The following is a 26,367-nucleotide window of genomic DNA, read 5'->3' as shown; positions in this document are numbered from 1 at the left end:
TCTACCGTGTCACGATGACCCGCGTTCCGACGTCGACGCGGCCGAAGAGATCGACGATGTCGTCGTTGTACATGCGGATACATCCATAGGACACGAAGCCGCCGATGGATTTCGGCGCATTGGTGCCGTGAATCGCATAATTTCCCCCCGAGAGCGTCATTGCGGCGGCTCCCATGGGGTTGCCGGCCGCGCCCGATGGGATGACGTCCGGTAGATTGGGTCGGTCGTGCCTGACGGCCGGAGGCGGCGCCCAATTGGGGCGGAGGAATTTTTCCTCGATGGCGGATTGCCCGGACCATTGACGGCCGACGCGTCCCACTCCGACGGTGTAGCGGAGCGCCCGTCCCCCATCCAAGATAAGGTAGAGCCGCCGTTCCCCCGTCCGGATCACGATCGTGCTCGGGGTGGCGTCCCCCTCGAACGCGACAAGGGCCGCGGTCGCTCCGGCGGTGCCGGCGCCGAGCAACCATGACACCGCAACGGCGCCGATGATGGTCGGCCAAGACATGCTTCGCGCTGAAATACTCATGCGGCGAGCGTGCCGAAGACATCTTAGTCTTGAGCGAAATCAATCGATCAAATTAGCGCGATCCCGCGTGAACCACACGAGGTCGGTCGGAATGGCACCCCGTTCCGACCGCATCGAGGGGTATGGGCGCTGGGGGCTACCAGACGTAGCGCAGCACGGCATTGCCCGAATAGGCGTCGTAGCCGCGTGCGACCTGGCCCTCGACCGCGAGCGCGAGCGAGATGCCGTTGCCGAAGAGCAGTTCGGGCCCAGCGGAGAAGAGGAAGGAATCCGAAGCGCGCGAGGCGCCATAAACCGAGAAATTGGCGCCGGGAAGCGATTGCAGCGTCACGTTGATATAGGGGTTGGTGTTGGTGTCATGTGCCCAGGCGGCGCGTGTGCGCAGGCGCAGCACTCCGCCATCATACACCGCGACATCCTCGTCGATCCGGAACCCGACTTGCGTGCGGGCCGTCACCGTGGTGTTCGAGGCTTCCGACAGCGCGAAGACGGAGGGGCCGGTCGGGTCATGTTCGGTATAGCCGGGCGTGTGGAACGCCTGCACGCCGACGGCGACATACGGGATGAACCATCCGATCCGATAGCCGGCTTCGATCTGGCCCGCGACATCTTGCGCCGAGAAGGATGCGTTGAGGACATTGTTGCCCGCAAAGGTCAAATCACGGTTCGTGACGACGCTATGCCATGCATAGGCGATAGCGGTCGTGATGTACGCCGAACCAAAGTATGTCCGGGCGTAGACGGCCGCCTGGATCATGTCGCTCCGCCCGGTCCCGAGACCGTCCGCCACACCGAAACTGTTGCGCCCACCGGCGAGAGCGAAACCGAGCTTGGTGTCTGGGGTCACGCGGTAATCCGCGCCCAGCGCCGCACCGTAAGCGTCGGAGGAACGATCGTGGCTCCCGACGAAGGCGTTCCCGTTCGCCGAGGCTTGGCCACCAAAGCCAGCGCCCCACACGCTCCAGGGATTGCGGGCCGGCTGGCCCACGAAGGATCCGCTTTGCAGCATGCCGAACGGCCCCGACGAGATGACGCGGTCATCGCCGGCATAGCCGAGGGAGTGCACGGTTCCCCGAAGGCCGTTGGGTGCCGGAATTGGCTTGGCTTCCGTGATCGGAACGCCGCGCTCATCATCAACGGCCGAGTCGAACACCAGCGTCAGTAATGAATTCATGGCCTGGATCCCGGTGGGGGCGACGGCGGTGCCGACCTCTCCGGAGACCTGGGTGAAAGCCGAGGCGAGTTGCTGGGCGGAAAAGACGCCGCGCAGAACCTGAAATGTAAGAGGCGCGGCGTTGCCGGCCGCCACGAACCGGTCGATGGCACCACCGACCGCGCGTTGATTGCGAGAGGCCGACGTCGGAAGCGCCGACACATAGACAGGCTGGGCCGCCGCGACGACCGTCGTGGTCCCGGTCGGTGTCGGTGTCGCAACGACGGTCGTGGTCCCTGTGGGGGTCGGGGTTGGCGCAGCGGTCGTCGTTGTCGTGGTGCCGGTCGGTGTCGGTGTCGCAACGACGGTCGTCGTTCCGGTGGGGGTCGGGGTCGGGGTCGGTGTTCCGGTCGCGGTCGTTGTTGCGCCGGTAGCCGTCGTGGTGCCGCCGGTCGTCGTCCCTATCGTCGTGGTCCCAGTCGTGGTGGTGCCGGTCGGTGGGGTCGGAGTGGGGGTCGGGGTCGGGGTGGGAGTCGGGGTCGTCGTGGCGGTAGTCTGCGCCGGACAGATCGAAATCGTGTTGGTGTCCAAGGTGACAGCGCCGTTCCGCGCCAAAGCCGCTCCACAATTGATGGTCGTTCCCGTCACCAGCGTAATGCTCGTCAGCGCAAAAATCCGACCCGCAAACATCGTCGCGGCGCCGAGCGTCGCAGAACTTCCCACTCGGAAGTAGACATTGGCACCCTGCGCCCCATTGATGAGCGCGACAGACGCGCCACTTCCCGTCGTGAGCGTAGTGCCAATATTGAAAATAAACACAGCGTTGGGATTACCCTGGCCGTCGAGCGTGACAGTCCCTGTGAGTTGACTGCCTGCGCCGGAACTGTAGACGCCCGGGCCAAGCGTCAGGCCGCCGAGATCTTTGCCGGTCAAATCCGCTGTCGAAGGCCGGCCTGCCAACACGTTATAGGCGGTGGTAAGATCGCTTTGTCCGAGGCTGGCGACGCCATCGTTTTGATGGAGGGCATAAGGCGCCGTCACGAGACCCGGCGGAAATCCGGTCACAGCACTTCCTGGACTGAGCCCGACATCTCCATTGATCACAGAAGGACCAGTATTCGTGATGGCAGATCCTGCCAAAATAGCGAACTGAGACAAATCTTCGGCTCGCGTCGCGGCCGCATTCACAAAAACGGCGGTGAATGGCAGGATTGCTATAGCGGTCGCGCGAACATAGCGGCCCATCGAACCTCCAACGAATTAAACAGAAAATTAACGTAATTTCGGATTATTTTGAAAATCGACACGCGGCGGGCTTGACCTCACCACAATTAAAAAAAAGACCAAAATATAGTTAATATATGTTTAATACCGCAGGGTCGGTGCACGCCATGTTTCGCCCTTTCGCGCGAGACGACAGTGGAGGCGATCAAGACGCCTGACTAGCATTGGAAAGGTCGGCCTCAGACTTCCAACGGTCGGCCTGCGAACAGATGCGAGTCGGGGCAGACCCACAAAGGGCGCCGAGATACGTGCCGGTTTGAGATGGGTTGATATCGTGAGGTCCACCGAACCGGTCGGGATGCCTCATCCGGCGTTAGCGTCGATCAAGACGCACGTCATGGCGCCGCAACGATAACCAACGGACATCGATCGTTGCTACGCCGTTGCTATCGAGCGATGGGAGACAGAGCCGGCTTTGCGACAATGTCTCCCATCGCATATCGAATCAGTCGTAATCGACGGTACCGACATCGCCCGGCTTGGCTGGCTTGCCGGTCGTCACGGCCTTCAAGTATCCGTAGGCATGAACCATGAGGCTGGAGGGTGTGTCCCAATATTCCGCATGGTCGACCGAGACTTTCAGCAAAACGATATTGGGATCCTCGGGTCCGTTGGGAAACCAAGCTCTGTAGATCTCGGTCCAGAGCTCCTTCACTTTGGTGCGATCGCTCACGATGGCGGCATGACCCGTCATCGAGACATAGTTCTGGCCCTTCGAATCGGCGAAGCACAGCAATGTCTCGGGATCGGCCTTCAGCTCCCGCACCTTGCGCGAATCTGCCTTGGTGAAGAACCAGATGTCGCCGTCGAACTCGGCGGCGCGGCACGCCATCGGCCGAGCGTGCATCGGGCCGCCGCCATCGGTCCGCGTCCCCAATAGCGCATAATCGATGTCCTTGATGAGATCCAACACCTTCTGCTGGGCGGCTTGGTCGGTCTTTTCCTGCATGGATCGCTCCCGTTGGATGGGCTGACGTTTCAGCTGAGGTTCAACTGACGTGGCCCGACAACGCCGCACGACAACCTCGGGGTCCGGTCCGGCGGGACGCGTGACCCCATGGCGCAGGAGCGCGATCGCGCGCCGACGATGCCTCAGCGATGAAGCCGCTTTTGCAGGAAGAACCGCTGATGTCCCGGCGGATAATCCTCGATCGACCCGAACACCGCATAGCCGAGCTTTTCGTAGAAGCCGCGCGCCTGGAAGCTGAACGTATCGAGCCATATGCCAAGACAGCCGCGCTCCAGCGCCACGGCCTCGGCCTGCTGCATCAAACGAGTGCCGAGTTTCTGGCCGCGGCTCGCCTCCGGCACGCTCAGGAGTTCGATGAACAACCACCCGTAGAACGAGCGGCCCGTGAGGCCGCCGTCCATGGGCTGGCCCTCGGCGTTGCGGAGCAGGATCGCGAGCGGCTTGAAATCCGAGCGGCCGGTCTGGCGCTCGTTATGGGCCATCAACGGACGGAGCACGGCCTCCCGGTCCAAAGCGGTCGGCGCGTCGGTCACGTACAGGGTCGGATCGCTCAAAACGAAACCTCGAAAGTTGGACGGAGGTCCCTCAGAAGCAAACCCGTGCCAACATGACAAGAGGATCCAGACCGGCAAGATCATCCCGGCCGGTGAGACCGCGCCAGCCAGGATGACAGCGGCGGCTCGAAATGGTTCAACGGAGCCCGCACGCTCATCCGCCAACAACCGGTTCGCCATGTCCCTCGTTTCACGCCCCATCAAAGCCGGCGATCACGTGTTCCTGGTCGATGGCTCGTCCTTCGTGTTCCGCGCCTATTTCCAGTCGATCCGACAGGATGCGAAATATAATTACCGGGCCGACAAGCTGCCGACGGGCGCGGTGCGATTATTCTGCGGCAAGCTATTCCAATTCATCCGCGAGGGAGCGGCCGGCATCGCGCCGACGCATCTCGCCATCATCTTCGACAAAAGCGAGAACTCGTTCCGCAAGGACCTCTATCCCCTTTACAAGAGCCACCGAAACGAGCCGCCCGAGGACCTGCTGCCGCAATTTCCGCTAATGCGACAGGCCGTGCGGGCCTTTGGGCTGGAGCCGATCGAGCAGGACGTCTACGAGGCCGACGACCTGATCGCGACCTATGCCCGGCAGGCGCGCGACGCAGGCGCCGACGTGCTGATCATCTCGGCCGACAAAGACCTCATGCAGCTCATCGAGCCCGGCGTTTCAATGTATGATCCGGCGTCGGGCGATCCGAAGAACGCCGGCTCGCGCGGCGAGCGGATGATCGCCGAGGCCGAGGTGATCGATTATTTCGGCGTCACGCCCGACAAGGTGGTGGACGTGCAGGCGCTGGCGGGCGACCCGACCGACAATGTGCCGGGCGCGCCGGGCATCGGCATCAAGACGGCGGCGCAACTGATCGGCGACTTCGGCACGCTCGAAGCCCTGTTGGAGCGCGCCGGCGAGATCAAGCAAAACAAGCGCCGCGAGACGTTGACGGACCCCGACAAGGTGGCGCTGATCCGCCTCTCGAAGCAGCTCGTGACCCTGGTGCGCGACGTACCGCTGACGGTGCCGCTCGACCAGCTCGGCATCCATGCACCGGACGGCAAGCAACTCGTCGGCTTCATGAAGGCGATGGAATTTTCGACCCTGGCGCGCCGCGCCGCCGAGGCCTACGGGCTCGACGCCAATACGATCGATGCCGATCCGGTCTTCGTCGGGCCGGGCGGCTGGCGCAAGCGCAACGGCGATCATCAGGAGGGCGACTACCCGATCGTCGCGGCCGGAGAGCCTGCCCTGGTCGACCAGGGGGGCGAGACCGCAACCGAGGCGGCCCCGACCGGCCCGGCGGCCCTTGCGGCGGCCCGCATGGCCGAGGGATTGAGGACCGTCATCACGCATAGCCACTACGTCACCATCGATACGGTCGAAAAACTCGATGCCGTCATCGCGGCGGCGCATCTCGCCGGAGTGGTGGCGGTCGATACCGAAACCACGTCGCTCGATCCCCGTGCGGCCGATCTCGTCGGCATCGCGCTCGCAACCGCGCCGGGCGAGGCCTGTTACATCCCGCTCGGCCATCGCGCGCCGAGCGACGGCGGTCTGTTCGGCGAAGGCGCGCTGCTGCCGGGTCAGCTCGACGCCGCTCTGGTGTTGGAGCGGCTGCGCCCGCTGTTCGAAGCACCGGGCGTGCTGAAGATCGCGCAGAACATGAAATATGATTGGCTGATCTTCGCGCTGCACGGCATCGAACTGAAGGCCTTCGACGATACGATGCTGCTGTCTTATGCGCTCGACTCGGGCAAGAACTCGCTCGAGGGCCATGGCATGGATGCGCTGTCCAAGCGCCACCTCGGCCATCAACCGATCGCGTTCAAGAATCTGGCCGGTTCGGGCAAGAGCTTCATCGGCTTTGCCCGCGTGCCGATCGACAAGGCGACCGAATATGCGGCCGAGGATGCGGATGTCACGCTGCGGCTGTGGCGGGTGCTCAAGCCCCGGCTTCCGGCCGACAAGCTCGCCACCGTCTATGAGACGCTCGAGCGGCCGATGGTCGAGACGCTGGCCCGCATGGAACGGCGCGGCATCCGGATCGACAAGGCGATCCTGTCGCGCCTGTCGGGCGAATTCGCCCAAAGCATGGCGCGGCTCGAAGCCGAGATCTACGAGCAGGCCGGGCAGGCCTTCAACCTGGGCTCGCCCAAGCAGGTCGGCGATATTCTGTTCGGCAAGATGGGCCTGCCGGGCGCCAAGAAGACCGCGACCGGCGCGTGGTCCACCTCGGCCCAGGTGCTCGACGACCTCGCCGAGCAGGGCAACCCGTTCGCCCGGCTGATCCTCGATTGGCGTCAGGTTTCGAAGCTCAAACAGACCTATACGGACGCACTGCCGACCTATGCCGATCGGGAGACCGACCGGGTCCACACCTCGTTCGCCTTAGCGGCCACCACCACGGGGCGGCTCTCCTCCTCCGAGCCGAACCTGCAGAATATTCCGGTCCGCAACGAGGCCGGGCGCAAGATCCGCACAGCGTTCATCGCGGCCCCTGGGCACAAGCTGCTGTCGGCCGATTATTCACAGATCGAGTTACGACTGCTGGCTCATATCGCCGACCTGCCGCAGCTGAAACAAGCCTTTGCGGAGGGTATCGACATTCATGCGCTGACGGCGTCCGAGATGTTCGGCGTGCCGGTCGAGGGCATGCCGAGCGATGTCCGACGGCGCGCCAAGGCGATCAACTTCGGCATTATCTACGGAATTTCAGCCTTCGGGCTCGCCAATCAGCTGGGCATTCCGCGCGAAGAGGCCGGGGCCTACATCCGAACCTATTTCGAGCGTTTCCCGGGCATCCGGGCCTATATGGACGCCACCAAGGCGACCGCGAAACAGCAGGGTTATGTGACCACGATCTTCGGGCGCCGCTGCCATTACCCGCGCATTCTGGCCTCGAACCCCTCGGAACGCGCCTTCAACGAACGCGCCGCCATCAACGCACCGATCCAAGGCTCGGCCGCCGACATCATCCGTCGGGCGATGGTGCGGATGGATGCGGCCTTGGCAGAGGCGAAGCTATCGGCCCGCATGCTGCTCCAGGTGCATGACGAGCTCGTGTTCGAGGTGCCGGACGACGAGATCGAGGCCACCATCCCGGTCGTCCGCCGCATCATGATCGATGCACCGCATCCAGCCATCACGCTCTCGGTGCCGCTGCAAGTCGATGCCCGCGCGGCAAGCAATTGGGACGAGGCGCATTGATGATCCTTGCGTCGAGAGCGAGCCGAGGGACCCCGAAATGACCGACACCGACACGGCAAAGCCCCGCCTCGCCCTTATCGTGATGGGCGTTTCGGGGAGCGGCAAGACGACGATCGGAGCGCTGTTGGCCGGGCTGCTGGATCTCGATTTCGTCGATGGAGACGATCTGCATCCGCCAAGCAACGTCGAGAAGATGCATGCCGGCCACCCGCTGACCGACGCGGACCGCTGGCCCTGGCTCGACACGGTCGGCGCGACGCTGGCCGACGCGGGCGCACATCCGCGCGGCATCGTGATCGCCTGTTCGGCCCTGCGCCGCGTCTATCGCGACCGGATCCGCGCCAAGGCAGGCGCGGCCCTCCGCTTCGTGTTCCTCGATATCGAGACGACCGAGGTGGAGCGCCGCATGGCCGTCCGGCTCAACCATTTCATGCCCGCGAGCCTCGTCGCCAGCCAGTTCGCCACTCTGGAACGCCCGGTCGACGAGGCAGATGTCGTGACGGTCAGCGATCGCGGCGGCGGCCCTGCCGATGCGGCGCGGTCGGCCGCCGCAATGCTGGCAGGCGTCGCGTGAGCCTGGCGCCCGGAGCCACCCCGGCCCCTCAATCCCAAGCCTCAATTCCATCCGCGCCCTTGATCTTGGGCCTATCGGGCCTGCTGCCCTTCTGGGCCTTGGCGCTTGGCATCCCGTTCACGCCGATCGCCGGCTATCCCGCGGCGACGCTCGCGACGGCCTTGGCGGGCTATGGCGCCGTCATCCTCTCGTTTCTCGGCGGCATTCGCTGGGGCTTGGCGACCCGGCAAATGGAGCAGCGCGATGTCGCGCTCCATTATCTCATCGCTGTGGTGCCCTCGCTGATCGGCTGGGCGGCTCTCGGGCTGAACGGACCCTGGCGATTGCTGGTGCTTGGCCTCGTGATCCTGGCGCTCGGGCCGATCGATCGACGCTTGATCGCGGAGGGCCTCGCGCCGCCGTGGTACGGAAGACTCCGCATCATCCTCAGCCTCGGCGCGGGGCTCGCGCTGCTGTTCGGCGCCTGGGTGTCGCGCGCGAGTTGAGCTTCAGCCGGCGGTCGAGACGCCGGCCTCGCTCTTCCGCATCAGCGCCTGGGTGATGCTGCTGCGCGGCGGCACGCTCTGGGTCAGCCAGACGTTGCCGCCGATCACCGAACCGGCCCCGATCGTGATCCGGCCGAGGATCGTGGCGCCGGCGTAGATCACGACATCATTCTCGACCACCGGATGCCGCAGAATGCCCTTGACCAGCGTCCCGTCATCGTCGGCCTGGAAGCTTTTCGCGCCAAGCGTCACGGCTTGGTAGATCCGCACGCGGTCGCCGATGATCGCGGTCTCGCCGATCACGACGCCGGTGCCATGATCGATGAAGAAGCTGTGGCCGATCTGCGCGCCGGGATGAATGTCGATCGCGGTTTTCTGATGCGCGATCTGCGAGATCAATCGCGCCAGTAAGGTAGCGCCCAAATCGTAGAGCGCGCGGGCGATGCGGTAATAGCGGATGGCAATCAGACCCGGATAACCGAGCATGATTTCGGGATAGCTCTTGGCGGCCGGATCGCCCGCGAAGGCGGCCATCAGGTCGCTCACCAATAGGGCGCGGATCTCCGGCAGGGTGCGGGCGAAGCGGGCCAGGATATCGCCGGCTTTGTCGTTGACCTCGGAGGCGGTCAGATCGTCGTAGAGCGTGGAACTCAGAAGATCCCGCCGGACCTGATCCTCGAGGAGGTCGAGGCCTTCGCGCAAGGCTGTCTCTACGAATCCGTCGATCGATTCCTCGGTCAGGTCGGTCGCGCCGTAATGGGTCGGAAATAACGCGGATGACAGCCGCGCCAGGATTTTCAGCAAAGCGGCCTGGGACGGCAATTGGCGGATGCGCCCATTATGCCGGATATTGTGTGTCACCTCGCGCGAGGTGTGCAGCCCTGCAACGACATCGCCGAGCCCATCCCGCCACGTCACACGCGGCGTCACGGCCTGCCCCTGCGGCGGCGATTGGGACGGAACGGGACCAAACGCATGCGACATCGGATCGACCTGCCAGTTTCGTGGTGAAGCCATATCGAAGTCGCGGCGCAGAGTCCAAACGAGACACAGGCCGAGAAATCCGGCCTGCTCTTTGTGCTCGAGCGTGATGCGTGGATCAGCGGTCGTCGAGCGTAAAACCGATCTTCAGCGTGACTTGAAAGTGGCCGACTTTGCCGTTTTCGACATGTCCGCGCGTTTCGACCACCTGGAACCAGCCGATGTTGTGGATCGTCTTGGCCGCATCCTCGATCGCGCCCCGGATCGCGTCTTCGATGGTGTCGGTCGACGAGCCGACGACTTCGATCACGCGATAGGTATGGTCAGACATGGTTCGCCTCCTGAAGCAGAGCCCCCTCGGCCCTGCTGAGACCCATGCAACGCGTCACGAGGCGGTTTGGCTTCACCGAACCGCAAAGCTTGACCCTCCCATGGGAGAGACCCGCAACCTCCCACCCGTCCAATCCGTGGACGTTGTTCGAGGAGATCATCATGCGACCCATCCTTGCCTTGGCGCTTAGCGCAGGCCTCGCGCTCTCGGGCCCGGCTTTATGCGGCTCCGCTTTCGCAGACGGGATGGCAATGCCCAAGAAGGCCGCCCCGGCGTCTTCGGCCGACAAGGCGTTCGAGGCTTCGATGAGCAAGATGATGAGCGGCATGGATGCGCCCTTGTCGGGCGACACCGACCGCGACTTCGTGACCATGATGCTGCCGCACCACCAAAGCGCGGTCGAGATGGCCAAAATCGAATTGCGCTATGGCACCGACCCGGGTTTGCGGCAGATGGCCACCGACATCGTCGCCTCGCAGGATAAGGAGATCGCATCGATGAAGGCGTGGCAAGAGCGTCACCGGAAGTGAGGCGCCACGACAAAAGTGTTCGGAACCTTCCCCGTTAAGAGCCGACGACCGAAAACGACGAGCGCTGAATAATTCCGCTGGCGTGCGACAGCGCGACGCTGCACTCTCGTCTCAACTCTGGATCTCGTGCGGCGCGACGATCGGCATGGCCTGATCTCGCGTTCCGACGCTGACGCATTTGACAAGGCGAGGTCAAATACATACCAGTCGGTATAGATTCGATCGCGCCATGACGGGTTCGAGATTTGACCGATCTCGCCCCGTGCTTTGCCTGTCGATCCGTTATCGGAATTTTGTCCTATACGCTCCGGAGACCTAACGATGGCCGATCCCGCCAAAGCGAAGCGCCCGTTTCTGACCAGCTTTGGCGCGGCCCTCGGTCTCATCGCGGTCTTGCCCTTGATGGCCACGACACCAGCCTTGGCCCAGAACGCACCGCCGCCGCCCGTGTCGGTCGCCAAGCCGGTGGTGAAGCCGATCGTCGAGCGGGATGACTTCATCGGGCGGTTCGACGCAGTCGACACGGTGGATCTTCGGTCACGCGTGTCGGGCTATCTCGACAAGGTGAACTTCTCGGACGGCGCGGTCGTCAAGGCGGGCGATCTTCTGTTCACGATCGACCAGCGCCCCTATAAAGCGGCGCTCGACGACGCCCAGGCAGCGGTCGCCTCCGCCCAAGCCGGTGTGGACTTCTCGACCGGCGATCTCGAACGCGCCGATGCGTTGATCAAATCCGGCAACATCACCGGTCAGATCGCCGACCAACGCCGACAATCCGCGCTCGCGGCTCGGGCGACGCTCGACCGCGCGAAGGCGGCTCTGGTCAGGGCCAAGCTCGATATGGAATTCACCGAGATCCGCGCGCCGATGGCCGGCCGCATTTCGCGTCGCCTCGTGTCGGTCGGCAACCTGATCAACGCGAACGATACGCTGCTGACCACCATGGTGTCGCTCGACCCGATCCAATTTTATTTCGATGCCGACGAACGGTCGTTTCTCGATTACCTCAGCGACCTCATCCCCGGCCGCAATACCGGGAAGGGCAGCTCGCGTGACGTGACAGTCGCGCTGACGGGCGAAACCCAGCCGACCCACAAAGGCCATATCGACTTCGTCGATATCCGGCTCGATCAGGCGAGCGGCACGATGCGCGGCCGTGCGGTGTTCGACAACAAAGACCTGTCGCTCACCCCAGGCCTGTTCGGCCGGATCAGCATCGCGGGTTCGAAGTCCTATCAGGGCATTCTCGTGCCGGACGAGGCGCTGGGGACCGATCAGGACAGGCGCATCATCTATGTGGTCGGGGCCGACAACAAGGTTACGACACGGGTGGTGCGAACAGGGCCCCGCATCGATGGCTACCGCGTCATCCGCGATGGACTGAAAGGCGACGAAACGATCGTGGTCAACGGCCTGATGCGGGTTCGACCCGGGATCGAAGTGCAGCCAAAGATGACCGAACTGCCGCTCTCGCGCGAACCGGCGGGCGGCTAGGAGAGCGGCGATGAAATTCTCCCACGCGTTCATCGAACGGCCGATCTTCGCGACGGTGCTGGCCCTCGTGCTCGTGATCGTTGGCGGCATCGCCTATTTCGGTTTGCCGATCGCACAATATCCTGAAATCGCCCCGCCGACGATCGTGGTGCGAGCGAGCTATCCCGGCGCCGATGCCAAGACGGTCGCCGCGACCGTCGCGACGCCGATCGAGCAGGAGATCAACGGCGTCGAGAACATGATCTATATGTCGTCTTACTCGACAGGCGACGGCAACGTGTCGATCACGGTCACGTTCAAGCTTGGCACGAACCTCGATACGGCGCAGGTTCTGGTGCAGAACCGCGTCGCCATCGCAACGCCGCGCCTGCCCGACGAGGTGAAACGCCTCGGCGTCACGACCCTGAAATCATCGCCCGACCTCATGATGGTCGTGCACATGCTGTCGCCCGACAACACCTTCGACCAGCTCTATGTGTCCAATTACGCCCGCAACAACGTGCGGGATGAGCTGCTGCGCCTCAACGGCGTCGGCGATCTGACGATCTTCGGCGAGCGGCAATATTCGCTTCGCGTCTGGCTCGATCCCGACAAGCTCTCGGCCTTCGGCATGACGTCGGGCGACGTCGTCAAGGCGATTCAAGAGCAGAACGTCCAGGTCTCGGGCGGCGCGCTCGGCCAGGAGCCCACACCGAAGACGGGGGCGTTCCAATTCGCGGTCACGACGCAGGGCCGCTTCAACGATCCGAAGCAGTTCCGCCAGATCATCGTCCGCTCGACCTCGGATGGGAGGCTGGTGCGGGTGCAGGACGTGGCGCGCGTCGAGCTCGGCGCCCAAGATTATTTCACCAACTCCTACCTCGACGGCAAGCCGGCCGTCGCGCTCGCGATCTTCCAGCGCCCCGCCACCAATGCGCTGGATACGGCCGCCGACATCATCGCGACGATGGAGACGCTGAAGAAGAATTTCCCGCCCGGGCTGTCCTACGAAATCGTCTACAACCCGACCGACTTTATCCGGGAGTCCGTCCGCGAGGTCTATAAGACGCTGTTCGAAGCGGTCGGGCTCGTCGTCATCGTCGTGATCGTGTTCCTGCAAAGCTGGCGCACCGCCATCATACCGATCATCGCGATTCCCGTGTCGCTGATCGGCACCTTTGCGGCCATGGCGGCCTTCGGCTTCTCGCTCAACACGCTGACACTCTTCGGCCTCGTGCTGGCGATCGGCATCGTGGTCGACGACGCGATCGTGGTGGTCGAGAATGTCGAACATAATATCGAACACGGCATGGCCCCGCGCGATGCCGCGCACAAGACGATGGACGACGTCGGCGGCGCCTTGCTCGCGATCGCACTCGTGCTGGTCGCGGTGTTTATCCCGACGGCCTTCATCCCCGGCATATCCGGGCAATTCTACAAGCAATTCGCCCTGACGATCGCGGTTTCGACCGTTATCTCGGCCTTCGTGTCGCTGACGCTCTCGCCCGCACTCGCCGCCATCCTGCTCAAGCCACGCGCGGCCGAGGGTCACCGCTCGCGCAATCCGATCGCTCGCGGGCTTGGCTGGCTGGCCGGCGGCTTCAACAAGGGGTTCGAGCGCACGTCGAATGGCTACGCCGCCAGTGTCGGCACCATCGTCAAGCGGAAGGTCATCGTGCTGCCGATCTATGTCGGCCTGCTGGCCGCCACGGTCTGGTCGGCAAACCACGTGCCATCCGGGTTTATTCCGGCGCTCGACCAGGGCTATGCGATCGTCATCGTTCAATTGCCGGACGGCGCTTCGCTGGCGCGGACCGATGCCGTCGTGCGCCGCGTGTCGGATATTGCGCGGGGAACGCCAGGCGCCTTGCATGCCGTCGCCTTCGCGGGTTTTTCGGCCGCGACCTTCACCAATGCCACCAATGCGGCCGCGGTCTTCGTGCCGTTCAAACCCTTTGAGGAGCGACTGAAGGACGGATTGACGGGCGACAAGATTACCAAGGATCTATTTGTCCGCATGCAAGCGGTCGAGGAAGCCTTCATCATCGCGGTCGCGCCGCCGCCCGTCCGCGGCATCGGCAGCACCGGCGGGTTCAGAATGCAGGTGCAGGAGCGGATCGGCGCCGATGTCTCGCGCGTGCTCGCTTCGACCTATGAATTGATGGCCAAAGCGCGCGGCAATCCGAAACTGGCGGGTGTCTATACGACCTTCTCCAACGGCTCGCCGCAGATCTATCTCGCGATCGACCGGCAAAAGGCGCAGATGCTCAATGTGCCGATCGCCAATATCTTCGAGACGCTGCAGAATAATCTCGGCACGGCCTACGTGAACGACTTCAACGCTTTTGGGCGCGTCTACCAGGTGCGGGCTCAGGCCGATCAGAAGTTCCGGACTGACGAGAACGACATCAATCAATTGAAGGTCCGCTCCTCGACGGGCGCGCTGGTGCCGCTCGGCACGTTGGCCGACGTCACCTTCGTGACCGGCGCCGACCTGATCCAGCGCTACAACATGTACACCTCCGTGCCGCTGCAGGGTGGCCCGGCGCCGGGCGTATCGTCGGGCGAGGCGCTCGACACGATGGAGCAACTCGCCAAGGAGACGTTGCCGGCCGGTATGGCGACGCAATGGACCGACCTCGCCTATCAGCAGCGGGCGACGGGCTCGACCGCAGGCTTCATCTTCGCGCTGTCGGTCTTGTTCGTGTTCCTGGTGCTGGCCGCCCAATATGAAAGCTGGACGCTGCCGCTCGCCATCATTCTCATCGTGCCGATGAGCGTGTTGTCGGCTCTGGTCGGCGTCATGATCCGGGGCCAAGACAACAACATCCTGACCCAGATCGGACTCGTGGTGTTGGTGGGTCTCGCAGCCAAGAACGCGATCCTGATCGTCGAATTCGCGCGCGATGCCGAGGTTCGTGATGGCAAGGGGCCGGTCGCGGCCGTGATCGAAGCCTGCCGGCTGCGGCTTCGCCCGATCCTGATGACGGCCTTCGCCTTCATCCTCGGCGTCGTGCCACTCGCCATCGCGTCGGGACCAGGCGCCGAAATGCGCCAAGCGCTCGGAACGGCGGTCTTCTTCGGCATGCTCGGCGTGACGTTCTTCGGGCTCTTCTTGACGCCCGTCTTCTATGTTTCGATCCGCTGGATGGTGCTGCATTTCCGGCGCGAGCCGACCCATGAACCCGCCGCCGCATCCGGTCAGCATCCCGCCTCTCTGCCGGCCGAGTAAGCCACCCTCTTGCGATCCCGTCTGCCGCAAGTCAGGCACAAACGATCGCTAAGGAACGGGCGGCGCGCGGGCCGACTAGCCCGATGTCGCCTAGCAGAGAAGGAGCATTGCGGTGAGCGACGAGACGGCGGGCAAGTCCCTTGCGACCCAGGTCACGGACGATCCTCACGCGCCCCTTATCTTCTTCGATGCCGCGCCGGCTTGCGGACATTACGGCGGCATCGTCGCGATCACGCTCGCGGTTGATCTCGCCCGCACGATCGAACCGTCCGAAATCACGGTTCGGCATACGGTCATCGCCTATCTCCGCACCAACGTGCAGGGCGCCAAGGCTTTGCGCGAGAGCCTCGATCGCGCGATCCTCTTGGCGACACCGACCGCCGGCGGCAAGAACTGACCAGGCTGACGCCGAGCGTGGCTTGACGGGTCCAAGCCTAAACCATACTGATCGGTATAATTCGAGCGTGTCTGTCGCTCACTGTAACTAGGATGCACGCGATGCCGCTCTCGATGCACGATCTCTCGGTCCCGGTCTTCGTCCGGGCGCTCCATAATCTGTCGGCCATCCTCGACAAAGGCGTCACTTTCGCGGCGAGCGAAGGCGTATCGGCCGACACACTGACCGGAGGGCGGCTGATCGGCGACATGGGCCCGCTCACCGCACAGATCCAGCGCGCTAGCGACACGGCCAAGGGATGCGTCGCCCGTCTCGCCGGCATCACGGTCCCGAGCTTCGCGGATACGGAAACGACGTTTCCGGAGCTGCAGAAGCGCATCACCGATACGATCGAACTGCTGCAGTCGATCGCGCCGAGCCAAATCGACGGCAGCGAGGATCGCAGCATCGATCTGAAATTCGGTGAGCGCCGCCTCACCATGACGGGTCGCGACTACCTGTTAGGCTTCGTCTTGCCGAACTTCTTCTTCCACGTCACGACCGCCTATGCGATCCTCCGCCACAAGGGTGTCCCGGTCGGTAAGATGGATTTTCTCGGCCTTTCCTGAGCCAGCCGGCCCTGGTTCACCGGTTGGCCGCCGGGGCCGCTGCCGTCTCGTTGAGAGAGGGCGTCGGTCTCATCAAAAAGGCGACCAACACGGCCGACGCCAGAGCGATGCCGGATGCCGTGATGACCGCAGCCGAAAATCCCGCAGCATAACCGGTATGGGCGAGGTCGAGTGCCGCCTGTCGCACATTCGGTGGCAGACCGCTGATCGCCAGCGGCACATCACCGGCGATGACGGCTTCGGCGAAGATCCGCGACCGGTCGCAAAGCGCAGCCGCAGTCGCGCAGGCTCCGGCGAGTAGCGAGGACCGGCCGACAACGGCCACGATCGCGCTGAGCGTCGCAAACCCCATCAAGATGCCGCTGAACCGCGCCGTCGTGCTGATGCCGGACGCCATGCCCGCACGGTCCCGCGCGACCGATCCCATGATGCCCTTCTGGGTTTCGCCGTTCATCAGGCCACCGCCGCTGCCGAGCACGAGCATGCCGACCAGAACGGCGGGTCCATGCTGGCCTCGGGCCGCAAGCCCGATCATCAGATCACCGAGGCTGACAATCACGAGACCGAGCACAAGAAGCTGCGGCGAGGTGAGAAACCGCCCCAGCCAGCGACCGGCTTGAGGCATGATCAGCATGGCGAGCGCGAAGGGCAGCATGGCAAAGCCGGCTTCGAGCGGCGCGCGCCCGAGGCCATTCTGTAGATAGAGCGGCAGTAGCGAGGCCATCACCTGCGAGGCGGCCGCATAGGAGAACATGGCGATGACGGCCCCGATGAAGCGGGGCACGCGAAACAGCGACAGATCCAGCATCGGTCTTGGCTGCCGAGCCTCGACGGCGAGGAAAACGCCCAGCGACGCGACCCCGCCGCCGAAGCCGGTCAGAGCAGGCGCACTGCTCCAGCCATGCGCCTGTCCGTTGATCAGCCCCCAGGTGATGCCGAACATCGCGGCCGCGAAGAAGACAATGCCAGCGGGATCCAGCGCGCGGGCTGCCGCATCACACGACTCGTCGATGAACCAGACCACGGCGGACGCGAGCGCGAGGCAGATTGGGAGATTGACGAAAAAAGCCCAGCGCCAGCCGAGCAGAAAGGCGATCGCGCCGCCCAGAATGGGAGCCAGCACCATCGTGAGACCCATCATACCGCCCCAGATAGCCCAAGCCTTCGCGCGCTCGCCCTCGTCATGGAAAGTATGGCCGATGATCGCGAGGGCCGGAGCCAACAGGAAAGCCGCACCGACGCCCTGAAGCGCCCGCGCCACCGAGAGCATGGCGGCGGTGGACGACAGACCGCACCAGAGCGAGGCGATCGCGAAGACCGCGATGCCACCGAGGAACACCCGCCGTCGGCCGTAGCGATCGGCGATCGCCCCAGCCGGAAGCAGCAGCGACGCGAAACACAACACATAGGTGCTGATGACCCATTCGACGTCAGCGAAACGAGCGCCGAGGTCATGGGCAATCGCCGGCAACACGATCGCCACGATATTGGTGTCCAGCACCGTCATGGCGCATCCGCAGGACGCCGTGAGAAGGATCGCGCGAACCGGCAGACCAGGCCGTGGCGTCACCTCGCCTCCCACGCGCATCGTGGCGCGGCTTTCAGTCGACACAACAAGACTCCCCGTCTTCGATAATCCGATCGTTCAAAGACAAGATGGGGGTGAGCCACGTCGTCTCTACGTCCGAGGTGAGACGCTCGGACAAGGTGGTATCGCAAGCGCCGCCTCAATGCACGACGTCGTGCTGCGCCTGCTCAATGCAGGGCTCATCGCATGCCTGCCCAATCCCTAAGCGCTGCGGGCAGCAAGCCGGGCAACGATGCCGATTTTCTACGCGGTTGACGTAACTGCCTCTTTCAGCGGCACCGCGGTGCGTTTCGTCTAACGATAAGCCGGGTGGCTGGCACGCCGAATGCAACGCCGACATCGAACCGGATGCGATGATGCAGCAGCACTCCCTCGACCTGATCAACGTGACCAAGCGCTACGGCAATACCGTCGCGGTCGACCAGATCAGCCTCAAGATCCCGGCCAGCAGCTATGTCTGTCTGCTGGGGCCGTCCGGCTGCGGTAAAACATCGACGTTACGGATGATCGCCGGCCACGAGGTCGTGAGCGACGGCGACATTATCCTCGACGGACGCAATGTGACGGACCTGCCGCCCGTCGAACGCGGCACCGCGATGATGTTTCAATCCTACGCGCTGTTTCCGCATCTCTCGTGCCTCGACAATGTTGCCTTTTCGCTGCGGATGAAAGGCATCGACAAGGCGACCCGACACGCCACGGCGATGGAAACTCTGCGGGTCGTCGACATGGAAAGCTATGCCGGCCGCCTTCCCGCACAATTGTCGGGCGGCCAGCAACAGCGGGTCGCGCTGGCCCGCGCCATCATCACCAAGCCGCGCATGTTGCTGCTCGACGAACCGCTTTCGGCGCTCGACCCCTTCCTGCGGCTGCGCGTCCGCGCGGAGCTGAAGCGATTGCAGCAGGAACTCGGCATTATCTTCGTGCATGTGACCCATGGCCAGGACGAAGCGATGGCGATCGCCGACGTTATGGTGGTCATGAACAAGGGCCGGATCGAACAAGCGGGTCCGCCGCGCGAGATTTTCAATGCGCCGCGCACCGAATTCGTTGCCCGCTTCACCGGCGGCCACAACATCATCGCGACGCCGGCCGGGCCCGTGGCGATCCGCTCCGACCGGATGATCGTCTGGCGCGATTCGAAGCCCAACGGGTCCGGGGTTCCGGCCACGGTCCGCAGCGTCGAATTCCAGGGTGGCCAGATCCATGTTGCGCTGGATTCGGCCGTCGCTCCCGAACTCGCGGTGCTGCTGGGCGATGCGGTCTACGACGCAGCCCCGCTCCAACCCGGCGACAATGTCCATCTCGGCTGGGCCGACACCGATGTCCATCCGCTCCAGCCCGCCACAGCGTAAGACCAACCCGAAGGAAACCATCATGTCGGACGAGATCTCAAAGTCGAATGTTTCACGACGTCGCCTGCTGCAGGGCGTTGGTGCGGTCGCGGGCGCGGGGATCGGCCTCGGGATCGGTGAATCCAAGCGCTCCCTGTTCCCGGCGCCCGCCGTCTGGGCGCAAGACGCCAAAGTGCTGCGCTATCTGTCGACGGCCACCAATCAATCGCCCGACATCGTCAAAAAGGCCTTCGAGGATACCGGGATCAAGATCGAATATGTGACCGTCACGACCGACGACGTCACCAAGCGGGTCATCACGCAGCCGAGCTCCTTCGACCTCGTCGATACCGAATATTTCAGCCTGAAGAAGCTGGTTCCGTCGGGCAACCTTCTCGCGATGGACGCGAAGAAGATCAAACTCTTCGACAAGATCACGCCGGTCATCACCAAGGGCCAGCTCGCCAACGGCAAAGTCATCGGCGACCAGGGGACAGCGCCCAAGAAGGTCATGTTCGTCGAAGGCAAGGGTTCGACCAAATTCGCCACCGAGATGACCGAATGGGCGACGCTCATTCCCACGACCTATAATGCCGACACGCTTGGCATCCGGCCCGACCTCATCGGTCGGCCGATCAACAGCTGGGCCGAATTGCTGAACCCGCAATTCAAGGGCAAAGCCTCGATCCTCAACATCCCCTCGATCGGCATCATGGACGCCGCGATGGTGATCGAGGCGACCGGCCAGCATAAATATGCCGACAAGGGCAACATGACTCGCGCCGAGATCGACATGACCACGAAAGTACTGACCGAGGCCAAGAAGGCCGGCCAGTTCCGCGCCTTCTGGTCGGACTTCAACGAGAGCGTCAACCTGATGTCCTCGGGCGAAACCGTCATCCAGTCGATGTGGTCGCCGGCCGTCACGGCCGTCCGGTCGAAGGGCATCCCTTGCGTGTTCCAGCCGCTGAAGGAAGGCTATCGCTCGTGGGCGTCGGGCTTCGCGATCTCGAAAGCGGTCAAGAAGGACGATCTTGCCTATGAGTTCGTCAACTGGTTCCTGTCCGGCTGGGCCGGCGCCTACCTCAATCGCCAGGGCTATTATTCGGCCGTGCTCGACACCGCAAAGGCCAATATGGAACCCTACGAGTGGGCCTATTGGATGGAAGGTCAGCCGGCCGCGAAAGATATCCATGCGCCGGACGGCACCGTTCTCGAAAAGGCCGGCTCGAAGCGTGACGGTGGCTCCTATGACGAACGCATGGGCGCCGTCGCGTGCTGGAACGCCGTGATGGACGAGAACGACTACATGGTCCGCAAGTGGAACGAGTTCATCGCGGCCTGATCGCTTCTCCGACGACAAGCGGCGTCGGGCTTCAGCCTGGCGCCACCTTTTTTTCGATCCCTCAGCGAGAGCCGCAGACCCCCATGGCGGATCAGATCGTCGCCGCTCGCGGCAGGAGTAAGGTTCCCAAGGTCGCGGCCACGCGCCGCCCTTGGGCGATCTCGGCTCAATTGCAGGCCGCGCCGCTCGCGCTGGTCTTCATCGTGTTCTTCGTGATCCCGCTCGGGATCATCGTGCTGGTCAGCTTCCTCGATTACAACGATTACGCGATCCTGCCGACGCTCACGACCCGCAGCTACACCGAGACGTTCGAGGGCTGCATCGACCAACTGCCCGACGTCTGCACGATCCTAAAAACCTATGCGACGACGGCACAATTCTGCTTCGCGGTGTGGCTGCTGACGCTGATCATCGGCTTCACGATCTCGTATTTTCTGGCGTTCCACATTCGCTCGACCACGACCCAGATCGTGCTCGGGCTGCTCTGCACCATCCCGTTCTGGACCTCCAACGTCATCCGCATGATCTCGTGGATCCCGCTGCTCGGTCGCAACGGATTGATCAACCAGATCCTGATGGGGGCGCATATCATCAGCACCCCGATCGAGTGGCTGCTGTTTTCAGATTTTTCGGTGATGCTCGCCTTCGTGCACCTTTTCACCTTTTTCATGGTGGTGCCGATCCTGAATTCCATGCTGCGGATCGACCGCTCGCTGCTCGAGGCCGCTTTCGATGCGGGCGCCTCCGGCTGGCAGACGCTGTGGCATATCGTGGTGCCGCTGACCAAGCCCGGCATCGTTATCGGCTCGATCTTCGTGGTCACCATCGTGATGGGCGATTTCATCACCTTCGGGGTGATGGGCGGCCAACAGATCGCCTCGGCCGGCAAGATCATCGAGACTCGGCTGAACGCCCTGCAATTTCCGCCGGCCGCAGCCAACGCGGTCATTCTTCTGGCCGTGACTCTGGTGGTCATCAGCCTGTTGACCCGGCTGGTCGACATCCGGAAGGAACTCTGAGATGCGGGAAGGCCGGAGCGCCTCGTTCTATTGGCTGGCGGTCGTCTTCGGCCTCTATCTCGTGTTTCTCTACGGGCCGATGTTCGTCATCTTCGTGCTCTCGTTCCAAGGCCCGACGGGCGGCCTGACGTTCCCGATGAACGGCGTGTCGCTGCACTGGTTCGAGCGCCTGTTTTCGGGCGGCGGCACGGTCGATCTCGGCTCGGCATTCCGACGCTCGCTGATGCTCGGCCTCGTCGTCATGGTTCTGACCGTCATCCTGTCGACCATGGCGGGCCTTGCCTTCCGCCGTCGCTTCACCGGCCAGACCTTGCTGTTCTACGTGGCGATCGCGTCGCTGATCGTCCCCTCGATCATCACCTCGCTCGGGATCGCCCTGCAGTTTCGGCTCGTCGACGAAGGCGTCAAAGCGTTTCTGCCGGATTGGATGACCGAGAATTTCACGACCTCGCTCGGTCTGTTCACCTCGGGTCTTGGCGCGCATCTCACCTGGACGCTGCCGTTCGGCCTGCTCATCATGTTCGCGATCTTCAACCGCTTCGATAAGCGGCTGGAGGAAGCGGCGCGCGACCTCGGGGCCACGCCGTGGCAGACCTTCCGCTTCGTGCTGCTGCCGATGATCCTACCGTCCCTGGTCGGCGTCGGCCTGTTCGGCTTCACTCTATCGTGGGACGAAATCGCCCGCTCGAGCCAGACGATCGGCGCGGACGAGACACTGCCGATCGAGTTGCGGGCGCTCACCACCACAGTCACGACACCGGAGATTTACGCGCTCGGCACGGCCACCACCGCCGTCTCGATGCTGATCATCATCCTGGCGCTCGTCGTGATGCTGGTGCTCCGCGCCCGGCAGGCGCGGCATGGGTCGGACGCGGGGCAAGGGGCCGTCTGATGCGGATCGTCGTCGTCAATCCGAACACCACCGCCTCGATGACGCGTAAGATCGGCGAAGCGGCACGGCTCGTCGCATCCCCCGGCACAACCATCGTGGCCGTCAACCCCTTGAGCGGACCGGCCTCGATCGAGGGTTTCTACGATGGTGCGCTCGCGGTCCCCGGCCTGTTGAGCCTGATGGCCGACCATCGCGAGGGATCCGCCGCTCCGGGCGACGCCTTCGTGATCGGCTGCTTCGACGATACCGGCCTCGACGCAGCCCGTTGCCTGACCGACAAACCGGTCATCGGGATCGGCGAGGCCGCCTTCCACATGGCCTCAATGCTCGGGCGGCGGTTCTCGGTCGTCACCACCTTGTCGCGCTCCGTCGCCGGCATCGAAGCCAATCTGACGTCCTACGGCCTGATGGCGCGATGCGGGCGGGTGCGGGCCACCGATATCCCGGTGCTCGATCTCGAAGACTCGCGATCCGGCGCACGCGGCAAGATCGACGACGAAATCAATGCCGCATTGAAGCAGGATCATGCGGACGTGATCGTGCTCGGCTGTGCCGGCATGGCGGATCTCGCAGCCGATCTGTCGCGGCAATTCGGTGTTCCGGTCATCGATGGGGTCGCGGCGGCCGTGAAGCTCGGCGAGGCCATGGCGGGCTTGGGTCTCAAGACGTCGAAACGCGGCGCTTATGCGGTTCCGCGCGAGAAATAGGCTGAGGCCGATAGGGTCGCCACCGAGGGTTCGGCTTTGGTGATCCGCGTCCGCACGACCGGTTCGGCGAAAACTTCGATCAATTCTGCTGCCGTCAGCGCCGCGATCACCTCGGGGCGTTTGTCCCGGATGCCGCGATCGCCAATCGGGCAGACGAGACGGGCGATGGCCGTCTCGCCGAGCCCAATATCCCGGAACGCCTGTTCAAAGCGCCGGCGTTTGCTGTGCGATCCGATCAGCCCGACATAGGCGAAATCCGCGCGCTCCAAAGCGGCGGCGGTCACAAGGCTGTCGAGCGCGTGACTATGCGTCATGACCAGACAGGCCGATCCCGCTGGTGCCGCATCGATCTCGGCTTGCCAGGCACTCGAGACGACCCGTTCGACGGAACCGGCCACGCTGGTGTCGAATTCATCCGCGCGCGCGTCGATCCAGCGGGTCCGCAACGGCAGCGGTGCCAGAGCGCGAGCTACCGCCCGCCCGACATGGCCGGCGCCGAACAAAAGCACCAGCGGCAACGGCAGGTGGTCGGCCATCTCCTGCGCCTCCATCACTTGCTCGTCAACTCGCTCGGCCAGCAGGACCACATGGCCGCCGCAACATTGCCCGAGCGCCGGACCGAGCGCCACGCTCCAGCGGTGCGCCTCACTGCCATCGGCCAGCAACCGCCGCGCCTCGGCGACCGCTTCAAGCTCGAGCCGTCCGCCCCCGATCGTGCCGCGCATCGCATCCTGCGTCACCAGCATGGCGGCACCCGCCTCACGTGGGGTCGATCCTCTCGCCTGCTCGATGACGACGCGGACGACCGGCACGCCGTCGGCCATCCACCGACGCATTAGGGGCGCCAGCGCACCGGGTCGGGTCGCGCTCACGACCGCGCCGTCTGCCGCAGCCGCTCGATCGTGGTTAGCACCATCTCGGGCGTGGCAGGGGCGTCGAGCTTCGGACAGAGACGGTAATCGGCGACGCTTGCGATCGCGTCGGACAACGCGTGCAACACCGAAATGCCGAGCATGAAGGGCGGCTCACCGACCGCTTTCGAGCGGAAGATCGTATCCTCCCGGTTCGGCGCGTCCTCGAGCAGATGCACATTGAAGATGCGAGGACGATCGCCGCAGGCCGGAATCTTGTAGGTGCTCGGCGCATGGGTCCGCAGCCGACCCGAAGCATCCCACACGAGTTCCTCGGTGGTGAGCCAGCCCGCGCCCTGCACGAAACCGCCTTCGACCTGGCCGATATCGATCTCCGGATGCAGCGAGCGGCCGGCATCATGCAGGATATCGACGCGCTCGATGCGAGATTCTCCCGTCAGGGTGTCGACCGCCACCTCCGAACAGGCGGCCCCATAGGCAAAATAGAAGAACGGTCGCCCCTGCCCCGTGTCGCGGTCCCAATGGATCTTCGGAGTCTTGTAGAAACCCGTCGCCGAGAGCGACACGCGGGCCATATAGGCCTGCTTGACGAGCGTGCGGAACGAGACCTCCTCGGCCCCAACCCGAACGCGGTTCGGCCGAAATTCGACCTCGGTTTCGGCAACGCCCCAGTGCTCGGCCGCAAAAGCGATCAGCCTCGCCTTCAGGGTCGTCACGGCCGCCAGCGCCGCCATGCCGTTGAGATCCGCTCCGGAGGAGGCCGCCGTCGCGGAGGTGTTCGGCACTTTGCCGGTGCTGGTCGCCAGCACCTTGATGCGATCGAGGTCGAGTTGCAGCTCCTCGGCCACGACCCTGGCGACCTTGGCGAACAGGCCCTGCCCCATCTCCGTGCCGCCGTGGTTCAGATGAACACTGCCATCGTTGTAGATGTGGATCAGCGCACCAGCCTGATTGTAATGCGTCGCCGTGAACGAGATGCCGAACTTGACCGGCGTCAGCGCGATGCCGCGCTTGATGATTCGGCTGGTCGCGTTGGCGGCGCGGATCGCGGCGCGCCGGGCCGCATAGTCGCTCGAGGCTTCGAGCTTGGCCACGAGATCAGCGATGATGTTGTCGTCGACGACCTGATAGTAGGGCGTCGTATCCCGCGTGCCGATGCCATAGAAGTTGCGCTTGCGAACCTCGAGCGGATCGAGCCCGGTCGCGAAGGCGACCTCCTCGATGATCCGCTCCGCACCCACCATGCCTTGCGGGCCGCCGAAACCCCGGAACGCGGTATTCGAGACCGTATGGGTCTTCAGCGGCAGGGACGAGAGTTCGACGTCGGGGTAGAAGTAGCAATTGTCGGCATGGAACAGCGCCCGATCGGTCACCGGGCCGGACAGATCGGCCGAATAACCGCAGCGCGCAGCGATCCGCATCCGCACGGCATCGATCCGCCCGTCGTCGCGATAGCCGACCTCATAGTCGAGCACGACATCGTGCCGCTTGCCCGTCATGATCATATCGTCGTCGCGATCGAGCCGCAGCTTGGCGGCGCGTCCGGTTTTCTGCGCCACGATTGCGGCGAGGCACGCAAAGGCATTGGCCTGCGTTTCCTTGCCGCCGAAGCCGCCGCCCATGCGCCGCACCTCGACCAGCACCGAATGGTTCGGAACGCCGAGCACATGCGCGACGAGATGTTGCGTCTCGCTGGGATGCTGGGTGGAGGACCACACCTTCACGTCGCCGTCCTCGCCCGGCTCCGCGAGCGCGATCTGGCCTTCGAGGTAGAAATGATCCTGGCCGCCGACCCGCATCCGGCCGCTCAACGACGCTGGCGCGGCGGCCAGTCCGCGCGCGGCATCGCCCCGCCGCAAGGTCAGCGGCTCGGTCACCAGCCGTCCCTCGGGCAAGGCCGCGTCGATGTCGAGAAGCGCCGGGAGATCCTCATAGGTCACGATGGCGCGGCGCGCCGCTGCGCGGGCCGCGATGCGGGTGTGCGCCGCGACCGCGAATATCGGCTGGCCGAGAAACTCGACGAGATCGGTCGCGAGCAGCGGCTCGTCATGTCGGTTGGTCGGGCTGATCTGATTGGTACCCGGCACATCCTGCCCGGTCAGCACCAGCACGACGCCGGGGCTGGCCCGCACGGGGTCGAGGTCGATCGACAGAACCCGCGCATGGGCGCGTTCGCTCAGCCCGAGATAGACATGCAGCATGCCGGTCGGCTCGGGCAGATCGTCGATATAGGCCGCCTCGCCCGCCACATGCTTGTGGGCGCTGTCGTGCCGCATCGGCACTTTGATGGCGGCCTCGGCCGTATCG

The 26,367-nt window shown here is 64.0% G+C and carries 23 protein-coding genes; 13 read left to right on the top strand and 10 right to left on the bottom strand.

Annotation, left to right across the window (positions count from 1 at the left end; translation table 11 throughout):
• Nucleotide 1 precedes the first annotated feature (1 nt).
• From EY713_RS07495 to EY713_RS07470, 4 genes are all read right to left on the bottom strand, one after another.
• On the bottom strand, nucleotides 2–529 hold the full coding sequence (locus EY713_RS07495) for a L,D-transpeptidase (RefSeq protein ID WP_131114247.1): 528 nt from the start codon (nucleotides 527–529) through the stop codon (nucleotides 2–4).
• A 136-nt stretch (nucleotides 530–665) separates the two neighbouring features.
• Nucleotides 666–2,927 carry an ice-binding family protein gene (locus tag EY713_RS22700; protein WP_165491056.1) on the bottom strand — a complete coding sequence of 754 codons (2,262 nt, stop codon included), beginning with the start codon at nucleotides 2,925–2,927 and terminating at the stop codon, nucleotides 666–668.
• Nucleotides 2,928–3,411: 484 nt separating this feature from the next.
• Nucleotides 3,412–3,915, bottom strand: a complete 504-nt coding sequence (locus tag EY713_RS07475; protein WP_131114246.1) for a pyridoxamine 5'-phosphate oxidase family protein — start codon at nucleotides 3,913–3,915, stop codon at nucleotides 3,412–3,414.
• Nucleotides 3,916–4,058: 143 nt separating this feature from the next.
• A complete protein-coding gene (locus EY713_RS07470) occupies nucleotides 4,059–4,490 on the bottom strand; it encodes a GNAT family N-acetyltransferase (RefSeq protein ID WP_245572932.1) in 432 nt (143 codons plus the stop codon).
• Nucleotides 4,491–4,668: 178 nt separating this feature from the next.
• Here EY713_RS07470 and polA point away from each other — a divergent pair, with 178 nt between their 5' ends.
• The 3 genes from polA to EY713_RS07455 are packed head-to-tail and all read left to right on the top strand — an operon-like array spanning nucleotide 4,669 to nucleotide 8,751.
• Entirely contained in the window at nucleotides 4,669–7,692 is a 3,024-nt protein-coding gene (gene polA, locus EY713_RS07465) for a DNA polymerase I (protein WP_131114245.1), read from the top strand.
• Nucleotides 7,693–7,729: 37 nt separating this feature from the next.
• On the top strand, nucleotides 7,730–8,266 hold the full coding sequence (locus EY713_RS07460; protein WP_131114244.1) for a gluconokinase: 537 nt from the start codon (nucleotides 7,730–7,732) through the stop codon (nucleotides 8,264–8,266).
• Complete coding sequence (locus EY713_RS07455) at nucleotides 8,263–8,751, top strand: DUF3429 domain-containing protein (RefSeq protein WP_245572931.1); 489 nt, start codon at nucleotides 8,263–8,265, stop codon at nucleotides 8,749–8,751. The genes EY713_RS07460 and EY713_RS07455 overlap by 4 nt, the downstream gene beginning before the upstream one ends.
• A 3-nt stretch (nucleotides 8,752–8,754) precedes the next feature.
• Here EY713_RS07455 and epsC read toward each other — a convergent pair whose 3' ends face one another.
• The 3 genes from epsC to EY713_RS22695 all read right to left on the bottom strand — a co-directional run bounded on the left by epsC (nucleotide 8,755) and on the right by EY713_RS22695 (nucleotide 10,226).
• Nucleotides 8,755–9,768: a serine O-acetyltransferase EpsC gene (gene epsC / locus EY713_RS07450; protein ID WP_245572930.1), complete on the bottom strand. Its 1,014-nt coding sequence runs from the start codon at nucleotides 9,766–9,768 to the stop codon at nucleotides 8,755–8,757.
• Between the two features lie 82 nt (nucleotides 9,769–9,850).
• Nucleotides 9,851–10,063 (bottom strand): dodecin, encoded by a 213-nt coding sequence (locus EY713_RS07445; protein ID WP_131114243.1) that lies wholly within the window; start codon nucleotides 10,061–10,063, stop codon nucleotides 9,851–9,853.
• Nucleotides 10,056–10,226, bottom strand: coding sequence for a hypothetical protein (locus EY713_RS22695; protein WP_165491055.1), 171 nt, complete (start codon nucleotides 10,224–10,226; stop codon nucleotides 10,056–10,058). The genes EY713_RS07445 and EY713_RS22695 overlap by 8 nt, the downstream gene beginning before the upstream one ends.
• Between EY713_RS22695 and copM the strand changes: the two genes are divergently transcribed.
• The 5 genes from copM to EY713_RS07420 all read left to right on the top strand — a co-directional run bounded on the left by copM (nucleotide 10,225) and on the right by EY713_RS07420 (nucleotide 16,303).
• Nucleotides 10,225–10,593 (top strand): CopM family metallochaperone, encoded by a 369-nt coding sequence (gene copM, locus EY713_RS07440; protein ID WP_131114242.1) that lies wholly within the window; start codon nucleotides 10,225–10,227, stop codon nucleotides 10,591–10,593. The genes EY713_RS22695 and copM overlap by 2 nt on opposite strands.
• Nucleotides 10,594–10,914: 321 nt before the next feature.
• A complete protein-coding gene (locus tag EY713_RS07435) occupies nucleotides 10,915–12,087 on the top strand; it encodes an efflux RND transporter periplasmic adaptor subunit (protein ID WP_131114241.1) in 1,173 nt (390 codons plus the stop codon).
• A gap of 10 nt (nucleotides 12,088–12,097) precedes the next feature.
• Nucleotides 12,098–15,298 (top strand): efflux RND transporter permease subunit, encoded by a 3,201-nt coding sequence (locus EY713_RS07430; RefSeq protein ID WP_131114240.1) that lies wholly within the window; start codon nucleotides 12,098–12,100, stop codon nucleotides 15,296–15,298.
• A gap of 112 nt (nucleotides 15,299–15,410) precedes the next feature.
• Nucleotides 15,411–15,695 (top strand): hypothetical protein, encoded by a 285-nt coding sequence (locus tag EY713_RS07425; protein ID WP_131114239.1) that lies wholly within the window; start codon nucleotides 15,411–15,413, stop codon nucleotides 15,693–15,695.
• Between the two features lie 101 nt (nucleotides 15,696–15,796).
• Nucleotides 15,797–16,303: a DUF1993 domain-containing protein gene (locus tag EY713_RS07420; protein WP_131114238.1), complete on the top strand. Its 507-nt coding sequence runs from the start codon at nucleotides 15,797–15,799 to the stop codon at nucleotides 16,301–16,303.
• Nucleotides 16,304–16,319: 16 nt separating this feature from the next.
• Here EY713_RS07420 and EY713_RS07415 read toward each other — a convergent pair whose 3' ends face one another.
• Complete coding sequence (locus EY713_RS07415) at nucleotides 16,320–17,915, bottom strand: MFS transporter (protein WP_245572929.1); 1,596 nt, start codon at nucleotides 17,913–17,915, stop codon at nucleotides 16,320–16,322.
• 329 nt (nucleotides 17,916–18,244) lie between these two features.
• On the opposite strand from EY713_RS07415, the gene EY713_RS07410 reads away from it, so the two are divergent.
• The 5 genes from EY713_RS07410 (at nucleotide 18,245) to EY713_RS07390 (ending at nucleotide 23,188) form a co-directional block, all read left to right on the top strand.
• Nucleotides 18,245–19,246: an ABC transporter ATP-binding protein gene (locus EY713_RS07410; RefSeq protein ID WP_131114237.1), complete on the top strand. Its 1,002-nt coding sequence runs from the start codon at nucleotides 18,245–18,247 to the stop codon at nucleotides 19,244–19,246.
• Nucleotides 19,247–19,268: 22 nt separating this feature from the next.
• Nucleotides 19,269–20,570: an ABC transporter substrate-binding protein gene (locus tag EY713_RS07405; RefSeq protein WP_131114236.1), complete on the top strand. Its 1,302-nt coding sequence runs from the start codon at nucleotides 19,269–19,271 to the stop codon at nucleotides 20,568–20,570.
• A gap of 83 nt (nucleotides 20,571–20,653) precedes the next feature.
• Nucleotides 20,654–21,589: an ABC transporter permease gene (locus tag EY713_RS07400; protein ID WP_210215318.1), complete on the top strand. Its 936-nt coding sequence runs from the start codon at nucleotides 20,654–20,656 to the stop codon at nucleotides 21,587–21,589.
• A gap of 1 nt (nucleotide 21,590) precedes the next feature.
• A complete protein-coding gene (locus tag EY713_RS07395; RefSeq protein WP_131114235.1) occupies nucleotides 21,591–22,481 on the top strand; it encodes an ABC transporter permease in 891 nt (296 codons plus the stop codon).
• Nucleotides 22,481–23,188 (top strand): aspartate/glutamate racemase family protein, encoded by a 708-nt coding sequence (locus tag EY713_RS07390; RefSeq protein WP_131114234.1) that lies wholly within the window; start codon nucleotides 22,481–22,483, stop codon nucleotides 23,186–23,188. The genes EY713_RS07395 and EY713_RS07390 overlap by 1 nt, the downstream gene beginning before the upstream one ends.
• Here the strand turns inward: EY713_RS07390 and xdhC are convergent.
• Nucleotides 23,164–24,060, bottom strand: a complete 897-nt coding sequence (xdhC, locus tag EY713_RS07385; protein ID WP_245572928.1) for a xanthine dehydrogenase accessory protein XdhC — start codon at nucleotides 24,058–24,060, stop codon at nucleotides 23,164–23,166. The genes EY713_RS07390 and xdhC overlap by 25 nt on opposite strands.
• On the bottom strand, nucleotides 24,057–26,336 hold the full coding sequence (xdhB, locus tag EY713_RS07380) for a xanthine dehydrogenase molybdopterin binding subunit (protein ID WP_131119415.1): 2,280 nt from the start codon (nucleotides 26,334–26,336) through the stop codon (nucleotides 24,057–24,059). The genes xdhC and xdhB overlap by 4 nt, the downstream gene beginning before the upstream one ends.
• Between the last annotated feature and the right edge of the window lie 31 nt (nucleotides 26,337–26,367).

This window comes from Lichenihabitans psoromatis (assembly GCF_004323635.1).
Classification (GTDB): Bacteria; Pseudomonadota; Alphaproteobacteria; order Rhizobiales; family Beijerinckiaceae; genus Lichenihabitans; species Lichenihabitans psoromatis.
Note: the sequence above shows the minus strand (reverse complement) of the source record. Positions and strands in the feature narration are given on the sequence as shown.